At 59.2% G+C, this 26,897-nt stretch carries 30 protein-coding genes and 1 tRNA gene; 23 read left to right on the top strand and 8 right to left on the bottom strand.

Annotation, left to right across the window (positions count from 1 at the left end; genetic code table 11):
* The first annotated feature begins 212 nt into the window (after positions 1–212).
* On the top strand, positions 213–884 hold the full coding sequence (locus AC07N4_RS07840) for a response regulator (protein ID WP_192560019.1): 672 nt from the start codon (positions 213–215) through the stop codon (positions 882–884).
* Complete coding sequence (locus AC07N4_RS07835) at positions 877–2,262, top strand: sensor histidine kinase (protein ID WP_493065437.1); 1,386 nt, start codon at positions 877–879, stop codon at positions 2,260–2,262. Before AC07N4_RS07840 ends, AC07N4_RS07835 begins: the two co-directional genes overlap by 8 nt.
* 3 nt (positions 2,263–2,265) lie before the next feature.
* On the opposite strand, the gene AC07N4_RS07830 is transcribed toward AC07N4_RS07835, so the two are convergent.
* Together AC07N4_RS07830 and ygfZ are read right to left on the bottom strand one after the other, a co-directional pair.
* Positions 2,266–3,087 carry an HDOD domain-containing protein gene (locus AC07N4_RS07830; protein ID WP_096819418.1) on the bottom strand — a complete coding sequence of 274 codons (822 nt, stop codon included), beginning with the start codon at positions 3,085–3,087 and terminating at the stop codon, positions 2,266–2,268.
* Between the two features lie 34 nt (positions 3,088–3,121).
* The gene (ygfZ, locus tag AC07N4_RS07825) at positions 3,122–4,063 is read right to left on the bottom strand and encodes a CAF17-like 4Fe-4S cluster assembly/insertion protein YgfZ (protein ID WP_096819417.1); all 942 of its coding nucleotides are present in this window, start codon (positions 4,061–4,063) and stop codon (positions 3,122–3,124) included.
* Between the two features lie 149 nt (positions 4,064–4,212).
* Between ygfZ and AC07N4_RS07820 the strand changes: the two genes are divergently transcribed.
* Both AC07N4_RS07820 and AC07N4_RS07815 read left to right on the top strand, forming a co-directional pair.
* Positions 4,213–4,467 carry an FAD assembly factor SdhE gene (locus AC07N4_RS07820; protein ID WP_007957989.1) on the top strand — a complete coding sequence of 85 codons (255 nt, stop codon included), beginning with the start codon at positions 4,213–4,215 and terminating at the stop codon, positions 4,465–4,467.
* A complete protein-coding gene (locus tag AC07N4_RS07815; RefSeq protein ID WP_273541121.1) occupies positions 4,451–4,903 on the top strand; it encodes a protein YgfX in 453 nt (150 codons plus the stop codon). Before AC07N4_RS07820 ends, AC07N4_RS07815 begins: the two co-directional genes overlap by 17 nt.
* On the opposite strand, the gene nadB is transcribed toward AC07N4_RS07815, so the two are convergent.
* Entirely contained in the window at positions 4,872–6,488 is a 1,617-nt protein-coding gene (gene nadB, locus AC07N4_RS07810) for an L-aspartate oxidase (protein ID WP_102622208.1), read from the bottom strand. The two genes, AC07N4_RS07815 and nadB, sit on opposite strands and share 32 nt — an antisense overlap.
* A gap of 558 nt (positions 6,489–7,046) precedes the next feature.
* Here nadB and rpoE point away from each other — a divergent pair.
* The 4 genes from rpoE to AC07N4_RS07790 all read left to right on the top strand — a co-directional run bounded on the left by rpoE (position 7,047) and on the right by AC07N4_RS07790 (position 10,874).
* Positions 7,047–7,628, top strand: coding sequence for an RNA polymerase sigma factor RpoE/AlgU (rpoE, locus tag AC07N4_RS07805; RefSeq protein ID WP_003172477.1), 582 nt, complete (start codon positions 7,047–7,049; stop codon positions 7,626–7,628).
* A 31-nt stretch (positions 7,629–7,659) separates the two neighbouring features.
* On the top strand, positions 7,660–8,247 hold the full coding sequence (locus AC07N4_RS07800) for a sigma-E factor negative regulatory protein (RefSeq protein ID WP_096819414.1): 588 nt from the start codon (positions 7,660–7,662) through the stop codon (positions 8,245–8,247).
* A gap of 8 nt (positions 8,248–8,255) precedes the next feature.
* The gene (locus AC07N4_RS07795; protein ID WP_102622209.1) at positions 8,256–9,218 is read left to right on the top strand and encodes a MucB/RseB C-terminal domain-containing protein; all 963 of its coding nucleotides are present in this window, start codon (positions 8,256–8,258) and stop codon (positions 9,216–9,218) included.
* 207 nt (positions 9,219–9,425) lie between these two features.
* On the top strand, positions 9,426–10,874 hold the full coding sequence (locus tag AC07N4_RS07790; RefSeq protein WP_102622210.1) for a DegQ family serine endoprotease: 1,449 nt from the start codon (positions 9,426–9,428) through the stop codon (positions 10,872–10,874).
* A gap of 78 nt (positions 10,875–10,952) precedes the next feature.
* On the opposite strand, the gene AC07N4_RS07785 is transcribed toward AC07N4_RS07790, so the two are convergent.
* Positions 10,953–12,386: a M48 family metalloprotease gene (locus tag AC07N4_RS07785; RefSeq protein ID WP_102622211.1), complete on the bottom strand. Its 1,434-nt coding sequence runs from the start codon at positions 12,384–12,386 to the stop codon at positions 10,953–10,955.
* 97 nt (positions 12,387–12,483) lie between these two features.
* Between AC07N4_RS07785 and AC07N4_RS07780 the strand changes: the two genes are divergently transcribed.
* Positions 12,484–12,723 carry a sulfurtransferase TusA family protein gene (locus AC07N4_RS07780; RefSeq protein WP_249485001.1) on the top strand — a complete coding sequence of 80 codons (240 nt, stop codon included), beginning with the start codon at positions 12,484–12,486 and terminating at the stop codon, positions 12,721–12,723.
* Between the two features lie 32 nt (positions 12,724–12,755).
* The gene (locus tag AC07N4_RS07775; protein WP_096819410.1) at positions 12,756–13,826 is read left to right on the top strand and encodes an AI-2E family transporter; all 1,071 of its coding nucleotides are present in this window, start codon (positions 12,756–12,758) and stop codon (positions 13,824–13,826) included.
* A gap of 34 nt (positions 13,827–13,860) precedes the next feature.
* Here the strand turns inward: AC07N4_RS07775 and AC07N4_RS07770 are convergent, their stop codons facing one another.
* Together AC07N4_RS07770 and AC07N4_RS07765 are read right to left on the bottom strand one after the other, a co-directional pair.
* Positions 13,861–14,334, bottom strand: coding sequence for a peroxiredoxin (locus tag AC07N4_RS07770; RefSeq protein ID WP_096819409.1), 474 nt, complete (start codon positions 14,332–14,334; stop codon positions 13,861–13,863).
* 10 nt (positions 14,335–14,344) lie between these two features.
* Complete coding sequence (locus AC07N4_RS07765; protein WP_096819408.1) at positions 14,345–14,905, bottom strand: glycine cleavage system transcriptional repressor; 561 nt, start codon at positions 14,903–14,905, stop codon at positions 14,345–14,347.
* A 312-nt stretch (positions 14,906–15,217) separates the two neighbouring features.
* Between AC07N4_RS07765 and dapA the strand changes: the two genes are divergently transcribed.
* From dapA to AC07N4_RS07735, 6 genes are all read left to right on the top strand, one after another.
* Positions 15,218–16,096 (top strand): 4-hydroxy-tetrahydrodipicolinate synthase, encoded by an 879-nt coding sequence (gene dapA, locus AC07N4_RS07760; RefSeq protein WP_096819406.1) that lies wholly within the window; start codon positions 15,218–15,220, stop codon positions 16,094–16,096.
* A 17-nt stretch (positions 16,097–16,113) separates the two neighbouring features.
* Positions 16,114–17,229 (top strand): NlpB/DapX family lipoprotein, encoded by a 1,116-nt coding sequence (gene bamC, locus AC07N4_RS07755; protein WP_096819405.1) that lies wholly within the window; start codon positions 16,114–16,116, stop codon positions 17,227–17,229.
* Between the two features lie 4 nt (positions 17,230–17,233).
* Positions 17,234–17,992 (top strand): MBL fold metallo-hydrolase, encoded by a 759-nt coding sequence (locus tag AC07N4_RS07750; protein WP_096819404.1) that lies wholly within the window; start codon positions 17,234–17,236, stop codon positions 17,990–17,992.
* A 28-nt stretch (positions 17,993–18,020) separates the two neighbouring features.
* A complete protein-coding gene (purC, locus tag AC07N4_RS07745) occupies positions 18,021–18,734 on the top strand; it encodes a phosphoribosylaminoimidazolesuccinocarboxamide synthase (RefSeq protein WP_077571533.1) in 714 nt (237 codons plus the stop codon).
* Between the two features lie 83 nt (positions 18,735–18,817).
* Positions 18,818–18,907 (top strand) — tRNA-Ser (locus AC07N4_RS07740).
* Between the two features lie 561 nt (positions 18,908–19,468).
* Positions 19,469–19,753, top strand: a complete 285-nt coding sequence (locus AC07N4_RS07735; protein WP_273539670.1) for a hypothetical protein — start codon at positions 19,469–19,471, stop codon at positions 19,751–19,753.
* 89 nt (positions 19,754–19,842) lie between these two features.
* Here the strand turns inward: AC07N4_RS07735 and AC07N4_RS07730 are convergent, their stop codons facing one another.
* Entirely contained in the window at positions 19,843–20,136 is a 294-nt protein-coding gene (locus AC07N4_RS07730; RefSeq protein WP_493065438.1) for a DUF3077 domain-containing protein, read from the bottom strand.
* A gap of 515 nt (positions 20,137–20,651) precedes the next feature.
* Here AC07N4_RS07730 and AC07N4_RS07725 point away from each other — a divergent pair.
* From AC07N4_RS07725 to ppk2, 3 genes are all read left to right on the top strand, one after another.
* On the top strand, positions 20,652–20,906 hold the full coding sequence (locus AC07N4_RS07725) for a type II toxin-antitoxin system HicA family toxin (RefSeq protein WP_111283517.1): 255 nt from the start codon (positions 20,652–20,654) through the stop codon (positions 20,904–20,906).
* Entirely contained in the window at positions 20,903–21,235 is a 333-nt protein-coding gene (locus AC07N4_RS07720) for a type II toxin-antitoxin system HicB family antitoxin (RefSeq protein WP_323150934.1), read from the top strand. Before AC07N4_RS07725 ends, AC07N4_RS07720 begins: the two co-directional genes overlap by 4 nt.
* 102 nt (positions 21,236–21,337) lie before the next feature.
* Complete coding sequence (gene ppk2, locus AC07N4_RS07715; protein ID WP_273539675.1) at positions 21,338–22,162, top strand: polyphosphate kinase 2; 825 nt, start codon at positions 21,338–21,340, stop codon at positions 22,160–22,162.
* A gap of 87 nt (positions 22,163–22,249) precedes the next feature.
* On the opposite strand, the gene AC07N4_RS07710 is transcribed toward ppk2, so the two are convergent.
* Entirely contained in the window at positions 22,250–22,441 is a 192-nt protein-coding gene (locus AC07N4_RS07710) for a YegP family protein (protein ID WP_064383113.1), read from the bottom strand.
* Positions 22,442–22,719: 278 nt separating this feature from the next.
* Here AC07N4_RS07710 and AC07N4_RS07705 point away from each other — a divergent pair, with 278 nt between their 5' ends.
* From AC07N4_RS07705 to AC07N4_RS07690, 4 genes are read left to right on the top strand one after another with little or no spacing between them, the layout of a single operon-like run.
* Entirely contained in the window at positions 22,720–23,688 is a 969-nt protein-coding gene (locus tag AC07N4_RS07705) for a glycosyltransferase family 2 protein (RefSeq protein ID WP_096819398.1), read from the top strand.
* 3 nt (positions 23,689–23,691) lie between these two features.
* Entirely contained in the window at positions 23,692–24,402 is a 711-nt protein-coding gene (locus AC07N4_RS07700) for a class I SAM-dependent methyltransferase (RefSeq protein WP_493065439.1), read from the top strand.
* Positions 24,402–24,785 (top strand): GtrA family protein, encoded by a 384-nt coding sequence (locus AC07N4_RS07695; RefSeq protein WP_219737340.1) that lies wholly within the window; start codon positions 24,402–24,404, stop codon positions 24,783–24,785. The genes AC07N4_RS07700 and AC07N4_RS07695 overlap by 1 nt, the downstream gene beginning before the upstream one ends.
* A complete protein-coding gene (locus AC07N4_RS07690; protein ID WP_493065440.1) occupies positions 24,782–26,878 on the top strand; it encodes a DUF6311 domain-containing protein in 2,097 nt (698 codons plus the stop codon). Before AC07N4_RS07695 ends, AC07N4_RS07690 begins: the two co-directional genes overlap by 4 nt.
* The last annotated feature ends 19 nt before the right edge of the window (positions 26,879–26,897 follow it).

Raw genomic sequence — 26,897 nt, 5'->3', positions numbered from 1 at the left:
TTATTGGTCGAAAACGCTTCGAGGCGTTTTTCTTATCGCTGTGTGGCATCAGCGACGGCAGTCGGAACTGTCCGTGGGCCGACTCTAACGGCCTAACCTTTCGCTAACCTTTCAGCTGACTTTCCCGGATTTCGGGCTTCACAGCGGCGGTTGCGGCTGTAAACTCCGCGGCAAAGAATGGCGTCGGCCATCCCTGAATGAGGTAGAGATCCATGCGTGTTCTGCTCGTCGAAGACCATTTGCCACTGGCCGAAAGTGTCGCCCAGGCGCTCAAGAGCACCGGTCTGACCGTGGACGTGTTGCACGATGGCGTGGCCGCTGACCTGGCCTTGGGCAGCGAGGAGTACGCGATGGCGATCCTCGATGTCGGCCTGCCGCGCATGGACGGATTTGAAGTGCTGGCGCGTCTGCGGGCCCGGGGCAAGAACCTGCCGGTGCTGATGCTCACGGCCCGCAGCGACGTCAAGGATCGGGTCCATGGGCTCAATCTCGGTGCCGACGATTATCTGGCCAAACCGTTCGAACTGACCGAGCTTGAGGCGCGGGTCAAAGCCCTGCTGCGCCGCAGTGTGCTCGGCGGCGAACGGCAGCAGCGTTGTGGGGTGCTGGCTTACGATCTGGATACCCGGCGCTTCACCCTCGGCGAAGAACTGCTGACGCTGACCTCCCGCGAACAAGCGGTGCTTGAAGCGCTGATCGCGCGCCCGGGCCGGGTGATGAGCAAGGAACAACTGGCGTCGCAAGTGTTCGGTCTCGACGAAGAGGCCAGCCCCGACGCCATCGAAATCTACGTGCATCGCCTGCGCAAGAAACTCGACGGCCATGCGGTGGCCATCGTGACCTTCCGCGGTCTTGGCTACTTGCTGGAAAGCCGTGATGCATAAGCCCAGCAGCCTGCGCTGGCGGTTGTTGTGGAACCTTGCGCTGTTGCTGGTGGTGTTGATGCTGGCCAGCGGCTTGAGCGCTTACTGGAACGGTCGCGAAGCTGCCGACACCGCTTATGACCGCACTTTGCTGGCATCGGCGCGGACCATCGCCGCCGGCCTCTCGCAGCGAGACGGCAGCCTCAGCGCCGACGTGCCTTACGTGGCCCTCGACACCTTCGCCTACGACAGCGCGGGACGCATCTATTACCAGGTCAACGACATCCATCAGAAGCTGATTTCCGGTTACGAAAACCTGCCAGGCCCACCACCGGGGACGCCGAGAACCGACAGCTACCCGGCGCTCGCGCGTTTTTACAACGCCACGTATCAGGGGCAGAACGTGCGCGTCGTCAGTCTGTTGAAAGCCGTGACCGAGCCGAACATGAACGGCATGGCGGAAATCCGTGTCGCCGAAACCGACGAAGCACGCGTCAGCATGGCCCGCAGTCTGGCGGCCGACACCTTGCTGCGATTGGGCATGTTGGCGATTGGCGCATTGTTGCTGGTGTGGTTTGCGGTCAGCGCGGCGTTGCGTCCGATCGAGCGTTTGCGCACCGCGGTCGAAGAGCGTCAGCCCGACGATCTGCGGCCCTTGCCGTTGGTGGAGGTGCAGCACGAACTGTGGCCGTTGGTGCGGGCGCTCAATCACTTCACCGAGCGCTTGCGCGGGCAGTTCGAGCGTCAGGCGCAATTCATCGCCGATGCGGCCCACGAACTGCGCACGCCGCTGGCGGCGCTCAAGGCGCGACTTGAGTTGGGCCTGCGCTCAAACGAGCCGCAGACCTGGCGCGACACGCTGGAATCATCGGCGCAAAGCACGGATCGCCTGACCCATCTGGCCAACCAATTGCTATCACTGGCACGGGTGGAGAACGGCGCCCGGGCGATTGCCGAGGGCGGCGCGCAGTTGCTTGATCTGAGCCAATTGGCCCGGGAGCTGGGCATGGCCATGGCGCCGCTGGCCCATGCTCGCGGCGTGGCGTTGGCGCTGGAAGCGGACGAACCGGTCTGGCTGCGCGGCGAGCCGACATTGCTCAACGAACTGTTGAGCAATCTGGTGGACAACGCGCTGGCGCACACGCCGTCGGGCGGTAACGTGATCTTGCGGGTGCTGTCGCCGGCAGTGCTGGAGGTTGAAGACGACGGCCCGGGCATTCCGCAGGATGAGCGTGACCGGGTGTTCGAGCGTTTCTACCGACGCAACCAGCAGGTCGCCGGTTCCGGGCTGGGGCTGGCGATTGTCGGGGAAATCTGCCGCGCGCATCTGGCGCAGATCACGCTGCACGATGGCGAGCGGGCGGGGTTGAAGGTGCGGGTGAGCTTTATTGCCGGCTAGGGATCAGTAAAACATCGACCGCGATTCTTCCAGGTCGGCACACAGCACTTTGTTGTCAGGATCGATCCCCAGTTTGCGGAAGGCCGGCACACTGAAAGGGTCGATGCGGGCGAGGGGGTGGTCAGTGTCCTTGTGGCAATACAGGCTGGCCACTTGCACCAGATCCACGTAATCGATCTGCGACGAATCGCGTTTCAGATCCTGATACAGCCCCGGCAACTCCACCAGCCGCTCGGGGAATTCCCAGACCCGCAGCAATTTGTCGCCCAGCAGCGGATGAATGTGGTCGATCACATGGTTGAGGCTGACCGGGTCGGACAGCAATTCGTAGTGGTCTTCGGCATAGGTCAGGATTGGCAGCACACCGATCTGGTGCACCAGTCCGCCCAGCGCGGCCTGATCAGGCTTGAGCTGGGTATAGCGGCGGCACAGTGCGTAGCTGACCCCGGCGATTTCCAGGCTCTTGCGCCAGACTTCGCGCATCTTCTGTTCGACCACGTCGGAGCGGGCGTGGAAGATCTGCTCCATCACCAGACCGATCGCCAGGTTGCTGCTGTAGTTGACGCCCAGCCGGGTGATCGCGGTGTGCAGGTCGGTGACTTCCTGGGTCGCGCGCAGCAACGGGCTGTTGACCACTTTGATCAGGCGCGCCGACAGCGCCGTGTCACGGCCGATCACTTTGCTCAGGTCGCTGACGCTGATATCCGGGTCTTCAGCGGCCTTGCGAATCTGCAGGGCCACTTCCGGTAACGTTGGCAGAACCAGGTCATCGTTATCGATGGCCTCAACCAAATCCTGTTGGACCTTATCCGCCAGCTCACTCATGTCGTTTCTCTAGGGTGTTGCACAAATACTGCGATCAACGCTGGATTTCGCGGTCGCGATCCAGTTCGTAAGGCAGGTCGAGCAAGTGCAGCGTCGGACCTTCGGCCGTGCCCAGATGCAAATCGCCCGCTTCGGCAGCTTCGGCCTGCAACACCGCCAGCAGTTCAATATTTTTCTCGGCGCGGGCGGCCAGCACCACTTCGCCGATGGAGCTGCCGTGGCTCGGGGCGAACAGCGGGGTGCCCGGCTCCGGCAGTTCGCTGGCGTCCAGTTGCACGCGGTACAGGCGACGCTTGAGCTTGCCCAGGTATTGCATGCGCGCAACGATTTCCTGGCCGGTGTAGCAGCCTTTCTTGAAGCTCACGCCGCCGACGGCTTGCAGGTTGAGCATCTGCGGGATGAACAGCTCACGGGTGCTCGGCATGACTTGACCGATACCGGCGCGGATCTGGCCCAGCAGCCATTGATTGAGTTCGGCTTCGCTCAGTTGTGCGGACAGTTTGCCTTTGATGCTGTCGGACTGATCGGCCGGCACCCAGAGTTCGGCACGGTTCGGGGAGACGCGAATGGCGATCAGGCCTTCGTGGCGGGCCACGCTGTCGGTTTCTGCCGGCAGTTCCAGACCCAGGCTGCTCAGGGCAGCATCGCCATGATCGAGGCCGAAGCGCACCCAGGAGGCGCTTTCGTCGGTCAGTTTCGATTTGGAGAACACCGCGTACTTTTTCAGATCCGCCAGTTGCGGCTCCAGCAGCTCGCCGGCCATGGCCAGCAGCACGCCGTCGCCTTCAAGCACGATGCGGAAACTCGACTGCATCCGGCCTTTCTGCGTGCAGCGGGCACCGAGGCTGGCCTGGGTATCATTCAAGTAATTGATGTTGCAGGTCAGCTGGCCTTGCAGGAATTTGCCGGCATCCGCGCCGCGAACCGCGAGAACGCCTTCATGAGACAGGGTGCAGAAAAAAGCAGAATCGGCCATGGGTCATCGCAGGGTAAATAGACTGGGGCACATCATAAGGGGGTGGTGTTGAAATGGGTAGTTCATAAAGGATCGGTGGTGCCCGACCAAAGCCGACTGTTCGCCCCGTGTCGGGCCTGTATACTTGCCGCCTATTTGAGGAGGGCTCCATGGTCGAACAAGTTGAACTGAATCGCCTCTTTTGGCACAGCCGTCGCGGCATGCTTGAACTTGACGTGCTGCTGGTGCCGTTCGTGAAAGAGGTCTACGCGAATCTGAACGAGGTGGATCGCGCGCTGTATGTCCGCCTGCTCGAGTGCGAGGATCAGGACATGTTCGGCTGGTTCATGGAGCGCAGCGAGTCTGAAGACCCCGAGCTGCAACGCATGGTTCGCATGATTCTGGATCGTGTCCAGCCCAAGTAACACGTTCGAATGCCGCTGGCAGGCCTCACGGCAATTGCTGGCGGCGTATCTCCTGGCCCAGGCGTTTGCCCTGTGCGCTCTGTTTCTGCTTGTCCTGCCTTTCTGGGTCAGTCTGCTTGGGGCGGTAGCCTGTCTGAGCCATGCCGCATGGGTGTTGCCCCGCCAGATTCTGTTGAGTCATCCCAAGGCTTTCTGCGGATTGCGTCGTGACGCCGATGGCTGGCAGCTGTGGAATCAGGCCGATGGCTGGCAGCCGGTGCAGTTGCGCCCGGACAGCCTGGCGCTGCCATTGATCGTGGTTTTGCGCTTTCGATTGCGTGGGGAGTGGCGGGTCAGGTCGATCTGCGTGCCCCGGGACTCGCAGGCGGCGGATTTGCATCGACGCCTGCGAGTACGCCTCAAGTTCAGCCGGCGTAGGTGGGCGGCACCAGAATAGTATCGAGGGCTTCGGGCAGCAGATCCGGGTAGTCGAGGGTGTAATGCAGGCCTCGGCTCTCTTTGCGCTCCATGGCTGAGCGGATCATCAATTCCGCCACTTGCGCCAGGTTGCGCAGCTCGATCAGGTCGCGACTGACTTTATAGTTGCTGTAGAACTCGTCGATTTCGTCTAGCAACAGACGCACGCGATGTTGTGCGCGTTGCAGGCGTTTGTTGGTGCGTACGATGCCGACGTAGTCCCACATGAAGCGCCGCAGCTCGTCCCAGTTGTGCGCGATGATCACGTCTTCGTCGGAGTCGGTCACCTGACTTGCGTCCCAGGCGGGCAGGGCGCGGGGGATGCCGATATCGGACAACTGCTCGAGAATGTCCGCGGCTGCGGAACGGGCATAGACGAAGCATTCCAGCAGCGAGTTGCTGGCCATGCGGTTGGCGCCGTGCAGGCCGGTGAAGCTGGTTTCGCCGATGGCGTACAGCCCGGGCACGTCGGTGCGGCCCTGTTGGTCGACCATCACGCCGCCGCAGGTATAGTGCGCCGCCGGAACAACCGGGATCGGTTGCTTGGTGATGTCGATGCCGAATCCGAGGCAACGCTCGTAAACCGTCGGGAAGTGCGTCTTGATGAACGCTTCGGGTTTGTGGCTGATGTCGAGATACACGCAATCGACACCCAGGCGCTTCATCTCATGGTCGATGGCCCGAGCGACGATGTCCCGTGGCGCCAGTTCGGCGCGCGGGTCGAAACGCTGCATGAAGCGCTCGCCGTTCGGCAGTTTCAAATGCGCGCCTTCGCCGCGCAGGGCTTCGGTGATCAGGAAACTCTTGGCCTGCGGGTGATACAGGCAAGTGGGGTGGAACTGATTGAACTCCAGGTTCGCCACCCGGCAGCCCGAACGCCAGGCCATGGCGATGCCATCACCGCAGGCGCCGTCGGGGTTGCTGGTATAGAGGTAGACCTTGGCGGCACCGCCAGAAGCCAGAATCACGAACCGGGCGCCGTAGGTGTCGACTTCGCCGGTCTTGCGGTTGAGCACGTAGGCGCCGAGGCAGCGGTCGCCGTCCAGTCCCAGGCGTCGTTCGGTGATCAGATCGACGGCGACGCGCTGTTCCAGCAGCTCGATGTTCGGGCGTTGTTTGGCCTGGGTCAGCAAGGTTGTGAAGATCGCAGCACCGGTGGCATCGGCGGCGTGAATGATGCGGCGGTGGCTGTGACCGCCTTCGCGGGTGAGATGGAACTCGAAGCCGCCATCTTCTGTGCCGGACTGCTCATCTCGGGTGAACGGCACGCCCTGGTCAATCAGCCACTGGATCGCCTCTTTGCTGTGCTCGACAGTGAAACGTACCGCGTCTTCATGGCACAGGCCGCCACCGGCATTGAGCGTGTCGTCGACGTGGGATTCGACAGTGTCGGTGTCATCCAGCACGGCCGCGACGCCACCCTGGGCCCAATAGGTCGAACCGTTGGCGAGATCGCCCTTGCTCAATACGGCGATGCGCAAGTGACCGGGCAGGGTCAGCGCGAGACTCAAACCGGCAGCGCCGCTGCCAATCACCAGAACATCGTGTTGAAACTGTTGGCTCATTTCAGGATTCCGCTCAAAGCGACCCGGGTCGGGGTTGGCGCAAGACAGGCGGATGGGCGAGTCGAGACAGCCACACAGCCCACTAGTATATAGAGGGGTGGGGCGGCACAATAGCCGGGCCGATATGGCATTGTGAAACTACCGTGACGGAAAAATACGGACGCTTTGTCGGATGTTTTTTTCGCCGGTTTTGGGAAAAAGCGACTGTATCGCAGATGAAACACGCTTTTTCCGCTCACGGTTGCCCAATGTCGGCGTGGCGCGTCTATAAATATTTGGAACTTTTGCCAGAGGGCCAAGATCAATAGACAGTTGCCCGAAACAAGGGACAGTGTCGGCTTCAATGCGGAACCTGCGGTTGGGTTCTAGCCGGCGAGCCGATTAAAAGATTATTCGCGCAGCCGGTTTATCCCGCGCTGCGTTTTTCGTGCGTGCCAAATCAGAGCCCGCAGGAAACTTGCTTGGAGGGGGAGAACTTTTGCGAAAAGCCCGAGTCTATGTTTGCAAGTCCGGTCGTTTAGTCATGCAAGCTTCCTCCGAGTTTATCGAGGAGTGTTCATGCTAACCCAGGAAGAGGATCAGCAGCTGGTCGAGCGCGTTCAGCGCGGTGACAAGCGAGCTTTCGATCTGCTCGTGTTGAAGTATCAACACAAAATTCTCGGGTTGATCGTGCGTTTCGTGCACGACACCCATGAAGCCCAGGATGTTGCTCAAGAAGCCTTTATCAAGGCTTACCGGGCACTAGGAAATTTCCGCGGAGACAGTGCGTTTTATACGTGGCTTTACCGCATCGCCATCAACACGGCGAAAAACTATCTGGTTTCACGCGGCCGCCGGCCGCCGGATAGCGATGTCAGTTCCGAAGATGCAGAGTTCTATGACGGCGATCACGGCCTGAAGGATCTCGAATCTCCTGAACGCGCATTGCTGCGGGATGAGATCGAAGGCACCGTCCATCGAACCATTCAGCAACTGCCAGAGGATTTGCGCACGGCTTTAACTTTGCGCGAATTCGACGGTCTGAGTTACGAGGACATCGCGAGCGTCATGCAATGTCCGGTTGGTACCGTGCGCTCCCGGATTTTCCGCGCCCGGGAGGCCATCGATAAAGCCCTGCAGCCGTTGTTGCAGGAAAACTAAAGACAGCGGCGACAGCCAAGAGAGGAACGCCATGAGTCGTGAAGCCCTGCAGGAATCGCTGTCCGCAGTGATGGATAACGAAGCGGACGAACTGGAATTGCGTCGGGTGCTCAATGCACTGGACGATGTTGAAACCCGTGAAACCTGGGCTCGTTATCAGATCGCTCGGGCAGCCATGCACAAGGATCTGCTGCTTCCACGCCTGGATCTCGCTGCGGCAGTGTCTGCTGCGCTGGAAGACGAAGCCACTCCAGCCAAAGTGTCCCGCGGTCCATGGCGCAGCCTGGGTCGTCTGGCCGTTGCAGCCTCGGTGACCGTTGCCGTTCTGGCGGGTGTTCGTCTGTATAACCACGACGAAATTGCCGGTGTTGAACTGGCGCAGCAATCCAATCAGCCTGCATTGGCCGTTCCTCAAGTCAAAGGCCCGGCTGTATTGGCAGGCTACAATGAGAGTTCGGAAGCCACCGGCCCTATGGCCAATGGTGTGCTGCAAGGCCAGCCAGGCTGGCACGATCAGCGTCTACCAGGTTACCTGCGCCAACACGCTCAACAAGCTGCGCTGAAAGGTACTGAAAGCGCATTGCCTTACGCGCGTGCAGCAAGCCTGGAAAACCGTTAAGGAGGATCATGCGCGCCATACCTCTACTTTCGCTTCTGCTCAGTGGCTGGTTCATCGTTCCAGCCCACGCCGATGAGGCCCAGGATTGGCTGACCCGTCTGGGCCAGGCCGAGCAGCAGCAAAGCTTTCACGGCACATTCGTTTACGAGCGTAACGGTAGTTTCTCTACCCATAACATCTGGCATCGTGTCCAGAATGGTCAGGTCCGCGAGCGTTTGCTTCAGCTCGACGGCTCGGCTCAGGAAGTCGTGCGCGTTGATGGGCATACTCAATGCGTCAGCGGCACCCTGATTGCGGGACTGGGGGACTCTCCCAGCTCTGCCGCTCGTCCTCTTGATCCTCAAAAGCTGAAGAATTGGTATGACCTTGCCGTCATCGGCAAGTCGCGTGTGGCCGGGCGTGAGGCGGTGATCGTGTCGCTGACGCCACGCGATCAGCATCGCTATGGATTCGAGCTGCATCTGGACAAGGAAACGGGCTTGCCGCTCAAGTCATTGCTGCTCAACGACAACGGGCAATTGCTTGAAAGGTTCCAGTTCACTCGACTGGAGACTTCTGAGGTTCCGTCCGACAAGGATCTCCAGGCCGATTCCGATTGCAAGCCTGTGAACCTTGAAGGCGACAAGGCTTCTGCCGTCAAGACCGCTCAGGTCTGGCGCTCTGACTGGCTGCCTCCTGGCTTTGAACTCACCAGCAGTTCTTCGCACAAGGATCCCGAGACCAAGACGCAGGTCAACAGCCTGCTGTATGACGATGGTCTGGCGCGTTTCTCTGTATTCCTCGAGCCGCTGAACGGTGCAACCGTCACCGATACCCGGACTCAGTTGGGCCCTACCGTTGCCGTATCCCGTCGCTTGACCACGCCTCAAGGTGAAGTGATGGTGACGGTTGTCGGCGAGATTCCAATCGGCACCGCTGAGCGGATTGCCTTGTCGATACGCAATGATGGCGCTGCAACCAGCAAGCAGTGAGCTGATTCCAGCTGTTTCCACCTCGTTTTCGAGACGTGAAATGTTTGCTGAGCATTTTCATTTGCAAATAATCCGAAAATTTTTTATAGGTCAGAGCCTCACGGCTCTGGCCTTGTTTTGTTGTTCCCGGAACAAAAATGCCGGCCTGTAGTTCCCGGTGTTCCTTGCTCCATATCGCTTAACCCTGCTCGTCGTAACGGGAGCTGTATGTCGATACCAAGCTTGAAGTCTTATCTCTCCATCGTCGCCACCGTGCTGGTGCTCGGTCAGGCTGTTCCTGCAGCCCAGGCGGCTGAAGCGGCCAGCCCGGCCAACCTGCCGGATTTCACCCAGTTGGTCGAACAGGCCTCGCCTGCGGTGGTGAACATCAGTACCACGCAAAAGCTGCCGGATCGCAAAGTGAACCAGCAGATGCCGGACCTGGAAGGCTTGCCGCCGATGCTGCGCGAGTTCTTCGAGCGCGGGATGCCGCCGCAACAGCGTTCTCCCCGGGGTGATCGCCAGCGTGAAGCTCAATCGTTGGGATCGGGCTTCATCATCTCGCCGGATGGCTACATCCTGACCAACAACCACGTGATTGCCGACGCCGACGAAATCCTCGTTCGTCTGGCGGATCGCAGTGAAATGAAAGCCAAGCTGATCGGCACCGACCCACGCTCCGACGTGGCCCTGCTGAAAATCGAAGGCAAGGATCTGCCAGTACTCAAACTCGGCAAATCTCAGGATCTGAAAGCCGGCCAGTGGGTCGTGGCGATCGGCTCGCCGTTCGGCTTCGATCACACGGTGACCCAAGGCATTGTCAGCGCCGTTGGCCGCAGCCTGCCAAACGAAAACTATGTGCCGTTCATTCAGACCGACGTGCCGATCAACCCGGGCAACTCCGGTGGTCCGCTGTTCAACCTGAACGGTGAAGTGGTGGGGATCAACTCGCAGATCTACACCCGTTCCGGTGGCTTCATGGGCGTTTCGTTCGCCATTCCGATCGACGTTGCCATGGACGTATCCAACCAGTTGAAAAGCGGTGGCAAAGTCAGCCGTGGCTGGCTGGGTGTGGTCATTCAGGAAGTGAACAAGGATCTGGCCGAGTCGTTCGGTCTGGAAAAACCGGCCGGTGCGCTGGTGGCGCAGATCCAGGATGACGGTCCAGCTGCCAAGGGCGGGCTGCAAGTGGGCGACGTGATCCTGAGCATGAACGGTCAACCGATCGTCATGTCCGCTGACCTGCCTCATCTGGTCGGCGCGCTGAAGGCTGGCGCCAAGGCCAATCTGGAAGTGATCCGTGAAGGCAAGCGCAAGAATGTCGAGCTGACCGTCGGCGCGATTCCTGACGAAGACAAGGAGCTGGATGCCCTGCCGAAGTCCGGTGTCGAGACCAACAGCAATCGTCTGGGTGTTTCGGTCGCTGAACTGTCTGCCGAGCAGAAGAAAACCTACGACCTCAAGGGTGGTGTGGTGATCAAGGAGGTGCAGGACGGTCCTGCCGCCCTGATCGGCCTGCAGCCAGGCGATATCATCACTCACCTGAACAACCAGGCCATTGGTTCGGCCAAGGAGTTCTCCGAGATCGCCAAGGCACTGCCGAAGAATCGCTCCGTGTCGATGCGGGTTCTGCGTCAGGGTCGTGCCAGCTTCATCACGTTCAAGCTGGCTGAATGATTCAATAGCGGTTGAGTAAAAGAAAACCGCCTCGAAAGAGGCGGTTTTTTTGTGTCCGGCGTTTTTCCTGGATCAGGCTTATCCCATCATGTCCTTGATCATGCGTTCCTGCTCCATCAGCTCGCGCTGACGCGCATCGATACGCGACGAAAGCGGGAAGTTGCTGCCAGCCTTGCGTTTGGCGAAGTCCAGTTGCTGGATGGCCTGGCGATAGTCGCCAACCAGCGCGAAGTACTCGGCGCGAGCTTGATGCAGGCCGATGATATTGCCTGACAGACCGCGCGTTTCAGCCACCTGATACCAGACGTCCGGATCGTCCGGGCGTGATTTGAGCAGACCTTCGAGGGCTTTTTCCGCATCGGCGGTGCGATTCTGTTTCAGTAACAGATCGACTCGCACCTGATTCAACGGGTAGTTGCCCGGATACTGCGTCAGCATGCGGTCGACCCGCGACTGCGCCTCCGCCAGGCGATTGTTGGTGATATCCAGATCGACCTGCGCGAGATTGAAGATGATCTCGTTCGGCGACCTCTCCAGCAGTTGCTTGAGATTCTCCCGCGCCTCATTCAACTGGCCACCCTTGATCTGGGCGATCGCCAGGCCGTAACGGGCCACGTCGTTTTTCGGGTTCTCATCCAGCTGTGCACGGAAACGCTTGGCGCCAAGGCCTGGGGTTTCCTCGTAGATCAGTTGCACCCGCGCGCGAATCAGTTGATAGCGCACGCTGTCTTCGATCCCGCCGGGTTTGGCCTGCTCGGCACGGTTGCGGGTGTCAGCGATCCGCGATTCGGTCACCGGGTGAGTCAGCAGGAATTCTGGCGGCTTGGCGTCGTAGCGGTACTGGCGCATCAGGCGTTCGAACATGGTCGGCATGGAGCGCGGGTCGTAGCCGGCCTTCTCCAGGTTGAGAATGCCGATGCGGTCGGCTTCCTGTTCGTTCTGGCGCGAGAAGGTCCGTTGCGACTGGATCGCCGCCGCCTGGGTGCCGGCGATGGTCGCGATCCCGGCCTCGCCACCACCGGCGGCCGCAATGACGATCCCGGCCAGCAACGCGGCCATCATCGGCACCTGCATCCGCTGGGACGCCTCGACGCCTCGGGCGAAGTGGCGCTGGGACAAGTGAGCCAGTTCGTGAGCCAGTACCGAGGCATATTCACCTTCGGTCTGGGCATTGAGGAACAGACCGCCGTTGACCCCGACAATCCCGCCCGGTGCCGCGAAGGCGTTTAGCTGCGGGCTGTTGATCAGGATGAATTCCAGGCGTCGGTCGTTGACCTGGCTGGTTTCCACCAGTTTATAGACGCTGGACTCGACGTAGTCCTTGAGCTGTGGATCGTTGAGCTGTGAAACCTGGCTGCGCAGCAGCGCCAACCACGCGCGGCCCAGTTGGTATTCCTGTTGTGGCGAGACGATGGCAGAACTGGCGTCACCGAGTGACGGCAGGTCGTCGGCAAAGCCCGGTGAGGCGAGCAGGCAAGCGAGCGTCAGCAGGGTAGGGCGCAAAAATGTCATGCACAAAGCCTTAGTCGACAAAGACCTTACTGTAGCCGGACACCGGGCTTGCGACCAGATATTCTAGGCAGCCTGACCCTCTGAACCGGAGTAACGCATGATCGACGCTGTAGCCCATGACTGTGAACTGGACGCCAGCGGCCTGAATTGCCCGTTGCCGTTGCTCAAGGCCAAGATGGAATTGAACAAGCTGCCCAGCGGCGCGGTACTCAAGGTGATCGCCACTGACGCCGGCTCGCAACGCGACTTCCGCACCTTTGCCCGGTTGGCCGGTCATACGCTGCTGCGTGAAGAAGACGAGGCGGGCGTCTACCGTTACTGGTTGAAAAAAGCCTGAAACCGACAGCGTAAAAGACCTAAGGATTATTGATGTTCAAAGTGTTACGCGACTGGATTCAGCGCTACTTTTCCGATGAGGAAGCCGTGGTGCTGGCGGTGCTGTTGTTTCTCGCCTTCACCGCCGTGCTTACCCTTGGCGGAATGCTCGCGCCCGTGCTGGCGGGGATGGTGCTGGCGTACCTGATGCAGGGGCTGGTGGTTACCCTGGAGCGTCTGCGCATGCCCGGTGGCGCAGCGGTGGGGCTGGTGTTTGCGCTGTTCATGGGCGTGCTGATGCTGTTCATCGTCGTCGTACTGCCGCTGCTCTGGCATCAATTGATCACGTTGTTCAATGAGCTACCGGGCATGCTCGCCAAGTGGCAATCGCTGCTGTTGCTGCTGCCGGAGCGCTATCCACATCTGGTGTCCGACGAGCAGGTGCTGCAAGCCATCGAAGCGGCGCGTGGCGAGATCGGAAAGTTCGGCCAGTGGGCACTGACATTCTCGTTGTCGAGCCTGCCGCTGCTGGTGAACATCATGATTTACCTGGTCCTGGTGCCGATTCTGGTGTTCTTCTTCCTCAAGGATCGGGTGATGATCGGCGAGTGGGTGCGCGGCTATTTGCCGCGTGAGCGGGCGCTGATCACTCGGGTTGCCGAGGAAATGAACCGGCAGATCGCCAACTACATTCGTGGCAAGGTCATCGAGATCGTGATCTGTGGCGGGGTGACCTACATCGCCTTCGTCGCCCTCGGGCTGAACTACGCGGCGCTGCTGGCGTTGCTGGTGGGCGTGTCGGTGGTGGTGCCGTATGTCGGGGCGGTGGTGGTGACTGTGCCGGTGATGCTGATTGCGCTGTTCCAGTGGGGCTGGAGTGATCAGTTCATCTATTTGATGGCGGTCTACGGGATCATCCAGACGCTGGACGGCAACGTGCTGGTGCCGTTGCTGTTTTCCGAAGCGGTCAACTTGCACCCGGTGGCGATCATCTGCGCGGTGCTGTTGTTCGGCGGGTTGTGGGGTTTCTGGGGTGTGTTCTTCGCGATTCCGCTGGCGACGCTGTTCAAGGCTGTGCTGGATGCGTGGCCGCGCAAGGAGCCGGTGGTGGCGCCGCTACTCTGAAAGCGATTCGGCGCCCGCCAGGGCGCCGAAAGGATCAGGCCTTGTTCAGCGCCTGAGCAGCAGCCAAAACTGCATCAACGTGGCCCGGCACCTTCACGCCGCGCCATTCCTGGCGCAGTACGCCATTCTTGTCGATCAGGAACGTGCTGCGATCAACGCCCAGGTATTCCTTGCCGTAGAGCTTTTTCAGTTTGATCACGTCGAACAGCTGGCAGACGGCTTCGTCCTTGTCGCTGATCAGCTCGAACGGAAACTCCTGCTTGCACTTGAAGTTCTCGTGGGACTTCAGGCTGTCGCGGGAGATGCCGAAGATTTCCGTGTTGGCAGCCTTGAACGCCGCGTACTGATCACGAAAGCCCTGACCTTCGGTGGTGCAGCCCGGGGTGCTGTCCTTCGGGTAGAAGTAGATCACCACTTGCTTGCCCTTGAGGGCCGAAAGGCTGACGGTCTGCCCGCTGGTGGCGGGCGCTTCGAAATCGGCAACCGGTTGATCGATAGCTACGGCCATGAAAGCTTCCTTACATTGGGTTCTGTGGGCGCCACGGTTCGATCAGTGCATCCAGGTTCATGGCATCGGCGAAGTCCAGGAACTGGTCGCGCAGCCAACTGATCTGAGTGCCGGCCGGCAGGGTCACGGTAAACGTGGCGTTGAGCATGGTGCCGCCGGTCTGCGGAGCCTGATAGGTATCGCAGGTCAGGTTTTCCAGCTCGACGTTGTGATCCATGAAGAACTGGCACAGCTCGTTGATGATGTCCGGGCGATAGGCCGAGGACACGTAAGCCACGTACGGCAGGGCCTGAGGACGGTTTTCCAGGGCGGCACTGCGCACGACATTTACGGTGAAAGCATGCTTCTTGGCCAGGCCCGGCAGGCTGCCTTCCAGGCGCGCCAGGGCGTCCCAGCTGCCGGAGATCTCGAGGATCAGCGCGCTGCACTCGCCGTGACGGGTCAGGCGGGAGGTGACGACCGCGCAGCGGTTTTCATGGCTGGCGCGGCACAGGACGTTGGTCAGCTCCATGGGATTGGCGCCGAGGGCACTGACGACAAGGAATTGTTCGCGAACTGTGGGGGTGGACATGCAGCATTCCTAAAGCGATGAGCGGTCGGTAGGGTGAGGGCGTTGAGTGCCGGGACATACCTGTCCGGAAGGCCCGATTCGTATATCGCTACGGCTCCAATAATAAGGAAGCGTAAGGCGGCGACACTGGAACGGGGCCTGGGAGGCCGAAACGGGGGGCTGGAACCCGGCGTACAAGCTGATCAGTACCGATCAAAGTCTGAAGGGTAGCGAAAAGCGGCGCCAAGGGGAATGGCGGCGCAGTACTTCGCTTGTGCAAGCATCTTGGCGCCAGTACCATTACCGCTCTCTTTTTCCGGCAGGAGCGGTTTCATGATTGCGGGCAGTATGGTGGCACTGGTCACACCCATGGATGCACAAGGGCGTCTTGACTGGGACAGCCTCAGCAAACTCGTGGACTTCCATCTCAAGAACGGCACCCATGCCATTGTCGCGGTCGGTACAACCGGCGAGTCGGCAACCCTTGATGTAGAAGAACACATTGCCGTCATCAAAGCCGTGGTCAAACAGGTGGCTGGTCGTATTCCGGTCATCGCCGGTACCGGCGCCAATTCGACCCGCGAAGCCGTCGAGCTGACCCGCAACGCCAAGGCGGCCGGCGCCGATGCCTGCCTGCTGGTAGTCCCGTACTACAACAAGCCGACCCAGGAAGGCCTGTACCAGCACTTCAAGCACATCGCCGAAGCGGTCGACATCCCGCAGATCCTTTACAACGTGCCTGGCCGCACTTCCTGCGACATGCAGGCCGAGACCGTGATCCGTCTGTCCACCGTGCCGAACATCATCGGTATCAAGGAAGCCACTGGCGACCTGAAGCGTGCCAAGGCAATCCTCGACGGCGTGAGCAAAGACTTCATCGTGCTGTCCGGCGATGATCCGACCGCCGTCGAGCTGATCCTGCTGGGCGGCAAAGGCAACATCTCCGTCACCGCCAACGTCGCCCCGCGCGAAATGGCCGACCTGTGCGAGGCCGCGCTCAAGGGCGACGCCGAGACCGCACGGGCCATCAACGAAAAACTGATGCCGCTGCACAAGGACCTGTTCATCGAAGCCAACCCGATTCCGGTGAAGTGGGCTTTGGTCGAAATGGGCCTGATGCACGAAGGCATCCGCCTGCCGCTGACCTGGCTGAGCGCTCCTTGTCATGAAACGTTGCGCTCGGCCCTGCGCCAGTGCAGCGTCCTGGTTTAATTGAGGAAGTACAACGCATGAAGCGAATGGCCGGACTTTCCGCACTTGCCTTGATTATCTCCAGCACCAGTGGCTGCGGATGGATCTGGGGCCCGGAAGGTTATTTCCGTGACCGTGGTAGCGACTACCTGGAAGCGAAACAGACTGCACCGATGCAATTGCCACCGGATGTCAGCACCTCCAAACGCCTGGATCCGCTGCTGCCGATCCCGCGTAACGTAGCCGACGACACCGCTACCGGCGAATATGTGGTTCCGCGTCCTCAACCGCTGTCGGCGATTGCCGACGCCAGCGACTACTCGCTGCAGAAGAGCGGTGATTCGCGCTGGGTCATGGGCCAGCATCCACCGGCCGAAGTCTGGCCAGTGGCTGTGCAGTTCTTCCAGGACAACGGTTTCCGTCTGGATGAACAGCGTCCGCAAACCGGCGAATTCACCACCACCTGGCAGCATTCCGACGAACTGTCCGCCGCCATGGCCAAGCGCCTGAGCGCCGCCGGCGTCGGTGCCGACAGCGAAACCCGCGTGCGGGTACGCATCGAGCCGGGCGTGCAGCGCAATACCAGTGAAATTTACGTGGTCAGCGCCGAGCGTCCTGCCGGCAGCACCGCCAATGTCGATTTCACCAACCGTTCGGTCAACACTGGCCTGGACGCTGCGCTGGTCGACGACATGCTCGCGAGCATGAGCCGCACTTCCGAGAAGGGCGGTTCGGTGTCGATGCTGGCGTCGCGTGATTTCGATACCCCGAGCCGTGTCAGCCTCAGCGAAGACGGCAGTGGCAACCCGGTATTGAACGTCGGTTCGGATCTGGATCGTGCCTGGTCGAGCGTCGGTCGTGCGCTGGAGCAAGGTCAGTGGCGCGTTGAAGACATCAACCGCAGCCTGGGCCTGTACTACATCAACCTGGCCGAAAAAGCCGAGAAGAAAGACGAGAAGCCTGGTTTCTTCAGCAGCCTGTTCGGCAGTGCGCCGACCAAGGAAGAAGTTGAAGCCCGTGCCGAGCGTTATCAGGTTCGCCTGAGCAAGGTTGGCGACAACGTTCAGGTCACCGTCGAGAAAAACATCAACACCGTTGCCCCGGCCGATGTGGCCCGCAAAGTGTTGAGCGTGATTCAGGACAATCTGGGCTGATCCAATGCGTTTTGCCGTTCTCGGCAGCGGTAGCCAAGGGAACGGCACGCTGATCGCCAGTGCTGATACGTATGTGCTGGTGGATTGTGGTTTTTCCCTGCGGGAAACCGAAAAACGCCTGCTGCGCCTGGGTGTGAACCCGGCGCAACTGAGCGCGATACTCGTAACCCACGAACATGCCGACCACGTGCATGGCGTGGGTTTACTGTCTCGGCGCTACAATCTACCGGTCTACCTCAGTCGCGGCACACTGCGCGGGATGCGCAAACCGATTGAACCCGCAGGCTTCGTGGCCGGCGGCGAGCAGCTGCAGATCGGTGCTCTGGACATCGGGGTCATTGCCGTGGCCCATGATGCACAGGAACCGACTCAATATGTATTCAGCGATGGTGAGCGGCGTTTCGGCCTGTTGACCGACCTGGGTTCATACTGTGAGCGGGTGCTGGACGGTTATCGGGACCTCGATGCGTTGATGATCGAGTCCAATCATTGTCGCGACATGCTGGCCCGTGGTCATTACCCGTACTTTCTCAAGCAACGGGTGGGCGGCGAGCTGGGACATTTGAACAACCATCAGGCGGCATTCCTGGTGGCCGAGTTGGGCTGGCAAGGCCTGCAACACCTGGTCCTGGCCCATCTGAGCAGCAAGAACAACCTGCCGCAGCTGGCCCGGCAATGTTTTGTCGACACCCTCGGGTGCGACCCGGACTGGCTGCAACTGGCCGATCAAGATTCAGGGCTCGACTGGCGCCACATCGCCTAGCCCATCTACTTAGCAAGCGGAGCCCATCATGGAAAAACGTGAAGAACTCTACCGCGGCAAAGCCAAATCGGTTTACAAGACCGACGACGCTGACCGCTTGATCCTGCTGTTTCGCAACGACACTTCGGCGTTCGACGGCAAGCGCATCGAGCAGCTCGACCGCAAAGGCATGGTGAACAACAAGTTCAACGCCTTCATCATGCAGAAACTCGAAGCGGCCGGCATTCCGACCCAGTTCGACAAACTGCTGGCCGACAACGAAGTTCTGGTGAAGAAGCTGGACATGATCCCGGTCGAGTGCGTCGTGCGTAACTACGCCGCCGGCAGCCTGGTCAAGCGTCTGGGCGTTGAAGAAGGCCTGAAGCTCAACCCTTACACCTTCGAACTGTTCCTGAAGGACGACGCCAAGGGCGACCCGTTCATCAACGAATCCCACGTTGTGGCATTCGGCTGGGGCACCGCCGAGCAACTGGTTCGCATGAAAGAACTGTCGCTCAAGGTCAACGAAGTCCTGAGCAAACTGTTCGACGACGCCGGCCTGCTGCTGGTGGACTTCAAGCTTGAATTCGGCGTGTTCAGCGACGGCTCCATCGTCCTGGGCGACGAGTTCAGCCCGGACGGCTGCCGTCTGTGGGACAAGGACACCAAGAAGAAGATGGACAAGGACCGCTTCCGTCAGGGCCTCGGTGACGTCATCGAAGCCTACGAAGAAGTCGCCAACCGTCTGGGCGTACCGCTTTAATCGACGCAAGCATCTGATAGCACGAAGAAATTTTCGAAAGAGGGTTTGCTTTCGGTAAAAGTGTTGTTATGATGCGCGCCGTTGGAGAGATGCCAGAGTGGCCGAATGGGACGGATTCGAAATCCGTTGTACCTTCACCGGTACCTAGGGTTCGAATCCCTATCTCTCCGCCATACATAGAAAAAGCCCCGTAGCTGAGAAACTACGGGGCTTTTTTGTTTCTGAGGGTTTTTACTCGGATCGTTTATTGACGCATTAGAGTTGGATCTCTAGCTCAATACAGGCCAGCAACATTCAAGTCGCTTTCTCTGAAAAGCCAACTCTGCCTGCGTGTGATCCTTTCCAAAAGGTTTGCGTTAACGCCCATACTCCCAAGACCCTTTGTCGCCTGTGCTTTCCAAGTGATTCCATTGAGCTACCATCGTTGGAAAAATGGAGGTTTGTATGAAAAAGGTTTTTTCTGTAGCCGTTATAGCCATCTCGGTAGCGCTTTCAGGGAACGTTTACGCACGTGGAAGTAGCTTCGGCAGTCATTCCTCGTTCAAGTCCGGCTACTCCAGCGGAAGTCGTTCTGACCATTCGGTTAGTGGGTATACGCGAAGCAATGGAACGTATGTTCGACCCTCTCATGCTACAAACCCAGACTCCACTAGGAACAATAACTACAGCACTAGGGGAAATGTGAATCCGTACACTGGAAAATTCGGCACCAAACCTCGTGATGGCAAGTAGGTATGAAGCTGCTGGAGAGGGCACTTTACTCAACTGTGCTGCTTGCCTTGATGCTGGGGAGCACAACAATTTCCGCTGATACATTTGATGGCTACGAATGCACGGATGATTGCTCTGGGCATCAAGCCGGTTATGACTGGGCCGAGGAAAAGGGAATTGGCGATGAAAATTCCTGTAGCACCCCCTCAGAGTCCTTTAACGAAGGTTGTCAGTCGTTTGTTGAAGGAGGCGGCGGCGTTATTTCAACGGACGATGATAGCGATGAAGAAAACGATGATGACGAATGAGTGCTCGTAAAAAACGGCCCCGTAGATGAAGGATTACGGGGCTTCCTTGTTGCAAAGAAGAGCCGGCTAGATTCCGGGTGAGGTAACAATCATTTCGCTGTTTTCAGCGACGTTTTTATGGCCTTCGACGAAACAGCCCTCACCACATCATCAACAACCGCCTTACCCATCTCCGTCAAAAAATGCGCAGCCCAGGCATATCGGTCCGTTTCTCTAATGAACGCCGCATCTTCTGCAAGTGCCTGGGCGAGGGCAAGCAGGTCGGAAGCTTGGGCAAGTGCCTGAGTGACAGGTACTCCTGCGCTGACATGAAACAGCGGAGTGTCGGAGCAATAGAGGAAGGGCGTAGTCCCAGCGGTTTTTTCTTCAGGTGCATCATGCATGTGTAACTCCTTGACTGTGAGGAGCTGCCACTTTCGTTTCCAAGCGAATGGGTGGCAGCTGTGCGCAGGTTGGAAACCGGGAGTCAAGGAGACCGGCACGCCCGAGGGCGTCCCACGCACAGCCGCCATAAAGCAAATTTACGGGCGTAAGAAAACGCCAGCATTTGTCAGGGGCGCTGTTGCGTGACTCGTCGGGTTTCCAAGCCCGGTCGCTGATGTGCAGCGACGTCTTGAGAGTATCCCGACGAAATGAGGCCCAACAAGGCGGTAACCAGCCGCTTTGCGCAGCAATCGTCTGTTCGCACGCAACTCGCAGATTTTGCCTACAACCTCGTTGAGAGTCACCCGATTATTCTGATGACCGTGCCAAACAGACTCTGAATAACTCCTATCGAAACGCCGCTTTGCTGACTCAGGAAAAGCGGCGCTTTCGCATGTTTTGAGGGTTTTACTTCACGCATCAGCGGTGTGAATCACAGTCGCTGTGCCCTTGCGCGGTATCATGATGTAATACTATGAATAATAAACAGCTGAGCACCCTCAAAGCCGTATTTTCAAGACCGACTCCAGCCACGTTGGAGTGGGCCCGCATCGAATCTCTGTTCGGCGCGGTGGGCGCGAGAACGATCGAAGGCAATGGATCGCGTGTACGTTTCGAATTGAATGGTGTGGTCGCCACTTTTCACCGACCCCATCCAGATAAAGAAGCAAAGCCCTATCAGGTTCGTGATGCCCGGGCTTTCCTCGAACAAGCAGGAGTCACACCATGAACGTGATGAACTACAACGGCTATGCCGCCCGTATTGAGTACAGTGACGAGGACGGTCTGTTTGTTGGCCACATCGCGGGAATCAAGGATGTTGTGGGTTTTCATGGCGAGTCAGTCAAAGAGCTCCGACAGGCATTTGAGGAGGCTGTCACTGACTATCTGGAAACCTGCGCCAAGCTCGGAAGGGCGCCACAGAAACCTTATTCGGGCAATCTCAGCCTGCGTCTGGCGCCCGCGCTTCACGCGACTGTTGCCGTGAAGGCACAGCTGGCTCGAAAGAGTATCAATCAGTGGGTCGCTGAAGTGCTTGATCGAGAAGCACACGCCTGAGTCGCGGCTCACATTCCGAATTAACTGACTAAACTCCTGCATTCCAGGTCATGGACCACCGGGTCTCCGGCGGTCACCCCCTTCAATGCATGAGGTTCGGTCATGGCAAAGGGAAAGAAGAAAGTCTCCCCCAAAAACACCCCCGCAGATCACCCGAAATTGTCGAGCAAAGACTATCTGGCGGAGTTGCGTCGACTGCACGTTGAGCTCGTCAAGCTGCAGGAGTGGGTGAGGGCCGAGGGCATCAAGGTCTGTGTGATTTTCGAAGGGCGTGATGGTGCGGGCAAGGGCGGGACGATCAAGGCGCTTACCGATCGGGTCAGCCCGCGGGTCTTTCGGGTCGTAGCATTACCGGCCCCGAGCGAGCGTGAGAAGAGCCAGATGTATCTGCAGCGCTACCTGCCTTATCTGCCGGCGGCCGGTGAGGTGGTGATCTTCGATCGCAGTTGGTACAACCGCGCCGGTGTCGAACGAGTGATGGGGTTCTGCACCGAGAATCAGGTCGAAAAGTTCCTCAAGACGGTGCCCCTGGTAGAGCATGCCATCGTCGATTCCGGGGTGATTCTGCTCAAGTACTGGTTGAACGTCAGCCAGGAGGAACAGACGCGCCGGCTGGAGGAGCGTATCAAGGACGGTCGAAAGATCTGGAAACTGTCGCCCATGGATCTCAAGTCGTACAGCCGCTGGTATGACTATTCGCGGGCGCGTGACGACATGATCAAGGCGACCGATACCGAATATGCACCCTGGCTGGTGGCCGACTCGAATGACAAGCGGCGAGCGCGCCTGAACATCATCTCCGATCTCCTCAGCCGCATTCCGTACAAGAGTGTTTCGCGCGAGAAGGTTGAGTTGCCCAAGCGGCAGAAGCCAGGGGGCTACAAGGAATCGGATTATCCCTTCCGGCACATCCCCGAGAAATTCTGAAGACGGGTGTTCGCGTCAGTCTCGGAAAAGCCCCGTGGATGAAAATCCGCGGGGCTTTTTCGTTTCTGCAGGGGTGTCAGCCAGCCCTCAAATCTCCTTGACCGGCGTATCCCCCTGCACACCCTTGATCAACTCGATCACGTGCAGACAATCCGCCTTGTTCACATACGACTCCCCACTGGCAACCGTCTCATGGTTTCCCGCCCGCAGGCGCCAGCGCCATTGGCCCTTGCCGGTGCTCGGGGTGCCCTTGGATTGCCTGTAAATCTCGAAATACATTCAGTTCGCTCCATGCGATGGGATATTGCGACAACCTGTTTGGCGCATGGTCGCAAGCCTAGCGGAGCCTTGTCATTTGGCTATCGGGGATGTGTTTCCAATCGTTGGCTAATGTTTCTGCGACACGCGGGGCAGAGCGTCGGGATCGGCCTTCTGATTGGCGAGTACGTCCTTTTTTCACCCTTGCATGACCTACAGTGGTGCTGCTTAATACGGTGCGGCTCATGGCGTCGAATTTCGTTCGGCGACCGACAAACACTATAAGAAAGAGCAGTCCATTGACCCACTCGCATGGAACGCAACACGCGGGGCCGGTGACGTTGTCGCTGGTGGTTCCCGTATTCAATGAAGAGGACAGCCTCGACGGCTTTCTCCTGCGCATTCGTCAGGTGTTCGAGCGTGAGGCGCAGATCAGCCTTGAACTGGTGTTCGTCAACGACGGCAGCACCGATACGACGCTGGAGCGCCTGCTGCGCTGTCAGCAGAGCGATTCGACGATCCGTATCGTCGATCTGAGCCGCAACTTCGGCAAGGAGGCAGCGCTTTCCGCCGGTTTGCAGATTGCCACGGGGCAGATCGTGGTGCCGATCGATGTCGATCTGCAGGACCCGCCCGAAGTCATTCTGCAGATGATCGAGCGTTGGCGTGAAGGTTACGAAGTGGTGCTTGGTCACCGCATCAGCCGCCGTAACGACTCCTGGGCCAAACAGACGTCCGCCAGTTGGTTCTATCGTTTGCACAACAAGATTGCCGAACAGACATTGCCGGAAAACGTCGGCGATTTTCGGCTGATGGATCGTTGCGTGGTCGACGCGCTGCTGACGCTGCCGGAGTCGCGGCGGTTCATGAAAGGCCTGTTTGCCTGGGTCGGGTTTCGCACCACCCAGGTCGAATACGAGCGCCCGGAGCGAGCGGCGGGGCACAGCAAGTTCAATGGCTGGCGGCTGTGGAATTTCGCACTTGAAGGCATCACCAGTTTCAGCACCGAACCCTTGCGGATCTGGACGTACCTGGGGGCGATGGTGTCCCTTGTGTCGTTTGCCTTCGCCATGTTCATTGTGGTGCGCACACTGATCCATGGTGTCGACATGCCCGGTTATGCCTCGCTGATGGTCGCGGTGACCTTTCTCGGCGGCTTGCAGCTGATCGGCATCGGCGTACTGGGTGAGTACTTGGGGCGCACTTACATTGAAGCGAAGCGCCGGCCGGTTTTCCTGGTGCGCCGCATTTACGAATCCAAGGACTGAAGCATGGATCTCAAGGAAACCGACATCCTCGGCGACAGCATCGGCGAGCATTGGTATTACTGTTCCAAAGCAGCGGCGACCCGCCGATTGCTGGGGGAAGCACCGATCAAGCGAATTCTCGACGTCGGCGCCGGTTCAGGGTTCTTTTCCCATCATTTATTGACCCACACCGCTGCGCGCGAAGCATGGTGTGTGGACATCAGTTACCCGGCCGACTCCAGCGCCACCACCGCCGGTAAACCGGTGCATTACCGCCGCTCGATCGATACCGTGGACGCCGATCTGGTGTTGCTGATGGATGTACTGGAACACGTTGACGACGACCTCGGCCTGCTCAAGTCCTACGTCGATAAAGTGCCGTCCGGCAGTCGCTTCCTGATGACCGTACCGGCGTTCCAGTTCATGTGGAGCGGGCACGATGATTTCCTCGAACACAAACGTCGCTACACCCTCGGGCAGTTCGAAACCCTGACCAAAAACTCCGGATTGACGGTCGAGCGGGGCGCCTATTATTTCGGGGCGGTGTTCCCGATTGCCGTTGCGTCGCGCCTGATACCCGGCGGTTCAGGCGGTACGGCGCCACGTTCGCAGCTGAAAAAGCATCACCCGCTGGTCAATTCGCTGCTGAAAACCCTGTGCCGCCTCGAGCTGCCCTTGATGGGCATGAACCGCCTGGCCGGCCTGAGTGTCTTCGTGCTGGCGCGCAAACCGTGATGGCGACGCAACGGTCCGAACTGATCCAGCGCGGTTTGCGCTTTGCCGTGACAGGGTTATTTGTCACGGCCCTGCATGCGCTGGTGGCGGTGTTGTTCATCAACTTCGTGAGCCCTCAACCTCCGCTGGCCAATGGTGTGGCATTTGTCGTGGCGACGGTGGTGTCCTACGTGATCAATACCACCTGGAGTTTTTCCGCAAGGTTGCACGGCCGGACCCTGCTGCGCTTCCTGATGGTCTCGGCGGGAGGATTCGTGTTGGCGATGTTCGTGGCCTGGGCTGCCCAGATGGCCGGTCTGCACTATCTGCTGGGAATTGTGGCCGTCTCGTTGACCATTCCGGCATTCACTTTCGTACTACACAATTTCTGGACATATCGATGAAGGATTCGCGAGAGCACCCGGCACTATTTTTACTGCCGCTGCTGTTGGGGGCGCTGGTGTTTTTTCTGGCGATCGGGCCGCAAGCGCTGAATCCGCAAAACATTGCCTGGCTGGAACAGGGGGATCCGGCGACGCATTACCTGGGTTGGGAATTCTTCCGACATTCGCCCTGGACATTTCCAGTCGGGCTCAACCCGTTCTATGGCATGGAGTTGAGCAGTTCGATCATCTTTTCCGACTCCAATCCACTGTTGGCGCTGTTGTTCAAACCCTTCAGTGCGTGGTTGCCGGATACCTTCCAGTATTTCGGGTTGTGGCTACTGGCGTGTTGTGTCCTGCAAGCCTGGTTTGGCTGGAAACTGCTCGGGCTGATCACCGGCAATCCTGTGATTCGTCTGTTGGGAGCCGGGCTACTGGTGTTCTCGCCGCCGATGTTTCTGCGCATGGGCGGGCACCTTTCTCTGGCGGGGCATTTCCTGATTCTGGCAGCGTTGTATCTGGCGCTGGTGCCAGACCTGCGTCGACGCCATTGGGCCTGGGGCTCGTTGCTGGCGGTGACGTCATGGGTGCACGCGTACTTGCTGGCGATGGTGGCCCTGATCTGGCTGGCGGACTTGCTGGGCAAGGCATTCAGCCGACAATTGACCCGGCGTCAGGCGCTGATTGAAGGTGGATTGCTGTTTGCGCTGGTGAGTGTGTGCTGCTGGCAGGCGGGTTATTTCAGCATTGCCGACGGCGCAGCGTCCGGCGGTTTCGGTTTGTACCGGATGAATTTGTTGTCGCCGTTCGATCCGGCAGGCTGGTCCCGGATCTTGCCCAGTCTGCCCAAGGGTGAGGGCGACTATGAAGGCTTCAACTACATGGGGCTGGGCGTTCTCTTGCTGGTGCCGCTGGCGCTGATTGCCTGGATTGGAAACAGGCAACCCTTGAAGGACGAGTTGCGCGCTCGACCATGGCTGTTGATGGCCTTGTTCGGGCTATGGCTTTTTGCGCTGTCGAATCAGATCGGAATCGGTGCAACGACCGTCGGCTATCCGCTGCCGAAGATGATCATCGGCCTGGCCAATGTCTTCCGCGCCTCGGGGCGGATGTTCTGGCCGGTGCTGTATGCCCTCATCCTGGCCATGATTTTTCTGGTGGTGCGCGGTTATCGCCCGCGCGTTGTGATTTTTTTGCTCGCTACAGCGCTGGTGGTTCAGGTCGCCGACACTCGAGCCGGCTGGCTTGGCCTGAGACAGGGGAAAATGGTTGCGCCATCGGCGGCCTGGAACAGCCCGCTGCGCGATCCGTTCTGGACAAGCGCTGCCGGACGATACGCGAATGTACGCGGCCTGATGCCGCAGAATCAGAACGATCGCTGGCAAATGATTGCCGGATTTGCAGCGGCTCACGGCATGAAGACCGACGCTGTCTATCTTGCGCGAGTGAGTTCTTCAGCACTGGCGCTGGCACAGCAGAAAGCCCGACGCATGCTCGACTCGGGGCAATACGACGCGGATTCGTTGTACATCCTGAGCGACGATGTCCTGGCGGACGCCGCAAAAAGCATCAACAGTGAAACCGATCTGCTGACCCGGGTGGATGGACTGGTGGTCCTTGCGCCGGGGTGGAAGCGCTGCGCGCAGTGTCTGTCGATGCGGGATGAGGGACGGCGGATGTCCGTGATTCCCCTCTCTGGGCCTGGGCAAACGCTGACGTTCAACTACCGGAGTCGACAATTGGCCAACGGCTGGTCGGCGGCGGAAAACTGGGGGACGTGGACGGAGGGGCGGCAGGCGAAAATCGAAATGCGGGTGTTGCCGCAAGCGCGTTCGATCGTGCTCGACACATTGGCGTTCATACTGCCACAGCATCCTTCCCAGCGAGTGATCGTGAGCCTCAACGGCGAGCAGGTGCTGAGCACGAGCTTGACGCAGTTTCAGGGTAATCGCCTGGAAATTCCAATCAGTGCTTCGCTCAGTCAGAGCCTCGTGCGCGATGACAGACTCGATATCGAATTGCAGCTGCCGGATGCCATCAGCCCTCAGCAATTGGGGATCAACGATGATTCGCGGGTCATGGGCATGGGCCTGAAGACGTTGACGGTGCAATGACGCACCGTTTTGATGGACG

The sequence above is a fragment of the Pseudomonas sp. GW821-FHT09E04 genome, from assembly GCF_059416185.1.
This window is presented reverse-complemented; position numbering and strand designations above follow the sequence as displayed.

Bases quoted from the DNA above. Each gene is read 5' to 3' on its own strand.
- AC07N4_RS07840 (WP_192560019.1), top strand. From the start codon at position 213: ATGCGTGTTCTGCTCGTCGAAGACCATTTGCCACTGGCCGAAAGTGTC.
- AC07N4_RS07835 (WP_493065437.1), top strand. From the start codon at position 877: ATGCATAAGCCCAGCAGCCTGCGCTGGCGGTTGTTGTGGAACCTTGCG.
- AC07N4_RS07830 (WP_096819418.1), bottom strand. From the start codon at position 3,087: ATGAGTGAGCTGGCGGATAAGGTCCAACAGGATTTGGTTGAGGCCATC.
- ygfZ (WP_096819417.1), bottom strand. From the start codon at position 4,063: ATGGCCGATTCTGCTTTTTTCTGCACCCTGTCTCATGAAGGCGTTCTC.
- AC07N4_RS07820 (WP_007957989.1), top strand. From the start codon at position 4,213: ATGGTCGAACAAGTTGAACTGAATCGCCTCTTTTGGCACAGCCGTCGC.
- nadB (WP_102622208.1), bottom strand. From the start codon at position 6,488: ATGAGCCAACAGTTTCAACACGATGTTCTGGTGATTGGCAGCGGCGCT.
- rpoE (WP_003172477.1), top strand. From the start codon at position 7,047: ATGCTAACCCAGGAAGAGGATCAGCAGCTGGTCGAGCGCGTTCAGCGC.
- AC07N4_RS07800 (WP_096819414.1), top strand. From the start codon at position 7,660: ATGAGTCGTGAAGCCCTGCAGGAATCGCTGTCCGCAGTGATGGATAAC.
- AC07N4_RS07795 (WP_102622209.1), top strand. From the start codon at position 8,256: ATGCGCGCCATACCTCTACTTTCGCTTCTGCTCAGTGGCTGGTTCATC.
- AC07N4_RS07790 (WP_102622210.1), top strand. From the start codon at position 9,426: ATGTCGATACCAAGCTTGAAGTCTTATCTCTCCATCGTCGCCACCGTG.
- AC07N4_RS07785 (WP_102622211.1), bottom strand. From the start codon at position 12,386: ATGACATTTTTGCGCCCTACCCTGCTGACGCTCGCTTGCCTGCTCGCC.
- AC07N4_RS07780 (WP_249485001.1), top strand. From the start codon at position 12,484: ATGATCGACGCTGTAGCCCATGACTGTGAACTGGACGCCAGCGGCCTG.
- AC07N4_RS07775 (WP_096819410.1), top strand. From the start codon at position 12,756: ATGTTCAAAGTGTTACGCGACTGGATTCAGCGCTACTTTTCCGATGAG.
- AC07N4_RS07770 (WP_096819409.1), bottom strand. From the start codon at position 14,334: ATGGCCGTAGCTATCGATCAACCGGTTGCCGATTTCGAAGCGCCCGCC.
- AC07N4_RS07765 (WP_096819408.1), bottom strand. From the start codon at position 14,905: ATGTCCACCCCCACAGTTCGCGAACAATTCCTTGTCGTCAGTGCCCTC.
- dapA (WP_096819406.1), top strand. From the start codon at position 15,218: ATGATTGCGGGCAGTATGGTGGCACTGGTCACACCCATGGATGCACAA.
- bamC (WP_096819405.1), top strand. From the start codon at position 16,114: ATGAAGCGAATGGCCGGACTTTCCGCACTTGCCTTGATTATCTCCAGC.
- AC07N4_RS07750 (WP_096819404.1), top strand. From the start codon at position 17,234: ATGCGTTTTGCCGTTCTCGGCAGCGGTAGCCAAGGGAACGGCACGCTG.
- purC (WP_077571533.1), top strand. From the start codon at position 18,021: ATGGAAAAACGTGAAGAACTCTACCGCGGCAAAGCCAAATCGGTTTAC.
- AC07N4_RS07735 (WP_273539670.1), top strand. From the start codon at position 19,469: ATGAAGCTGCTGGAGAGGGCACTTTACTCAACTGTGCTGCTTGCCTTG.
- AC07N4_RS07730 (WP_493065438.1), bottom strand. From the start codon at position 20,136: ATGCATGATGCACCTGAAGAAAAAACCGCTGGGACTACGCCCTTCCTC.
- AC07N4_RS07725 (WP_111283517.1), top strand. From the start codon at position 20,652: ATGAATAATAAACAGCTGAGCACCCTCAAAGCCGTATTTTCAAGACCG.
- AC07N4_RS07720 (WP_323150934.1), top strand. From the start codon at position 20,903: ATGAACGTGATGAACTACAACGGCTATGCCGCCCGTATTGAGTACAGT.
- ppk2 (WP_273539675.1), top strand. From the start codon at position 21,338: ATGGCAAAGGGAAAGAAGAAAGTCTCCCCCAAAAACACCCCCGCAGAT.
- AC07N4_RS07710 (WP_064383113.1), bottom strand. From the start codon at position 22,441: ATGTATTTCGAGATTTACAGGCAATCCAAGGGCACCCCGAGCACCGGC.
- AC07N4_RS07700 (WP_493065439.1), top strand. From the start codon at position 23,692: ATGGATCTCAAGGAAACCGACATCCTCGGCGACAGCATCGGCGAGCAT.
- AC07N4_RS07695 (WP_219737340.1), top strand. From the start codon at position 24,402: ATGGCGACGCAACGGTCCGAACTGATCCAGCGCGGTTTGCGCTTTGCC.
- AC07N4_RS07690 (WP_493065440.1), top strand. From the start codon at position 24,782: ATGAAGGATTCGCGAGAGCACCCGGCACTATTTTTACTGCCGCTGCTG.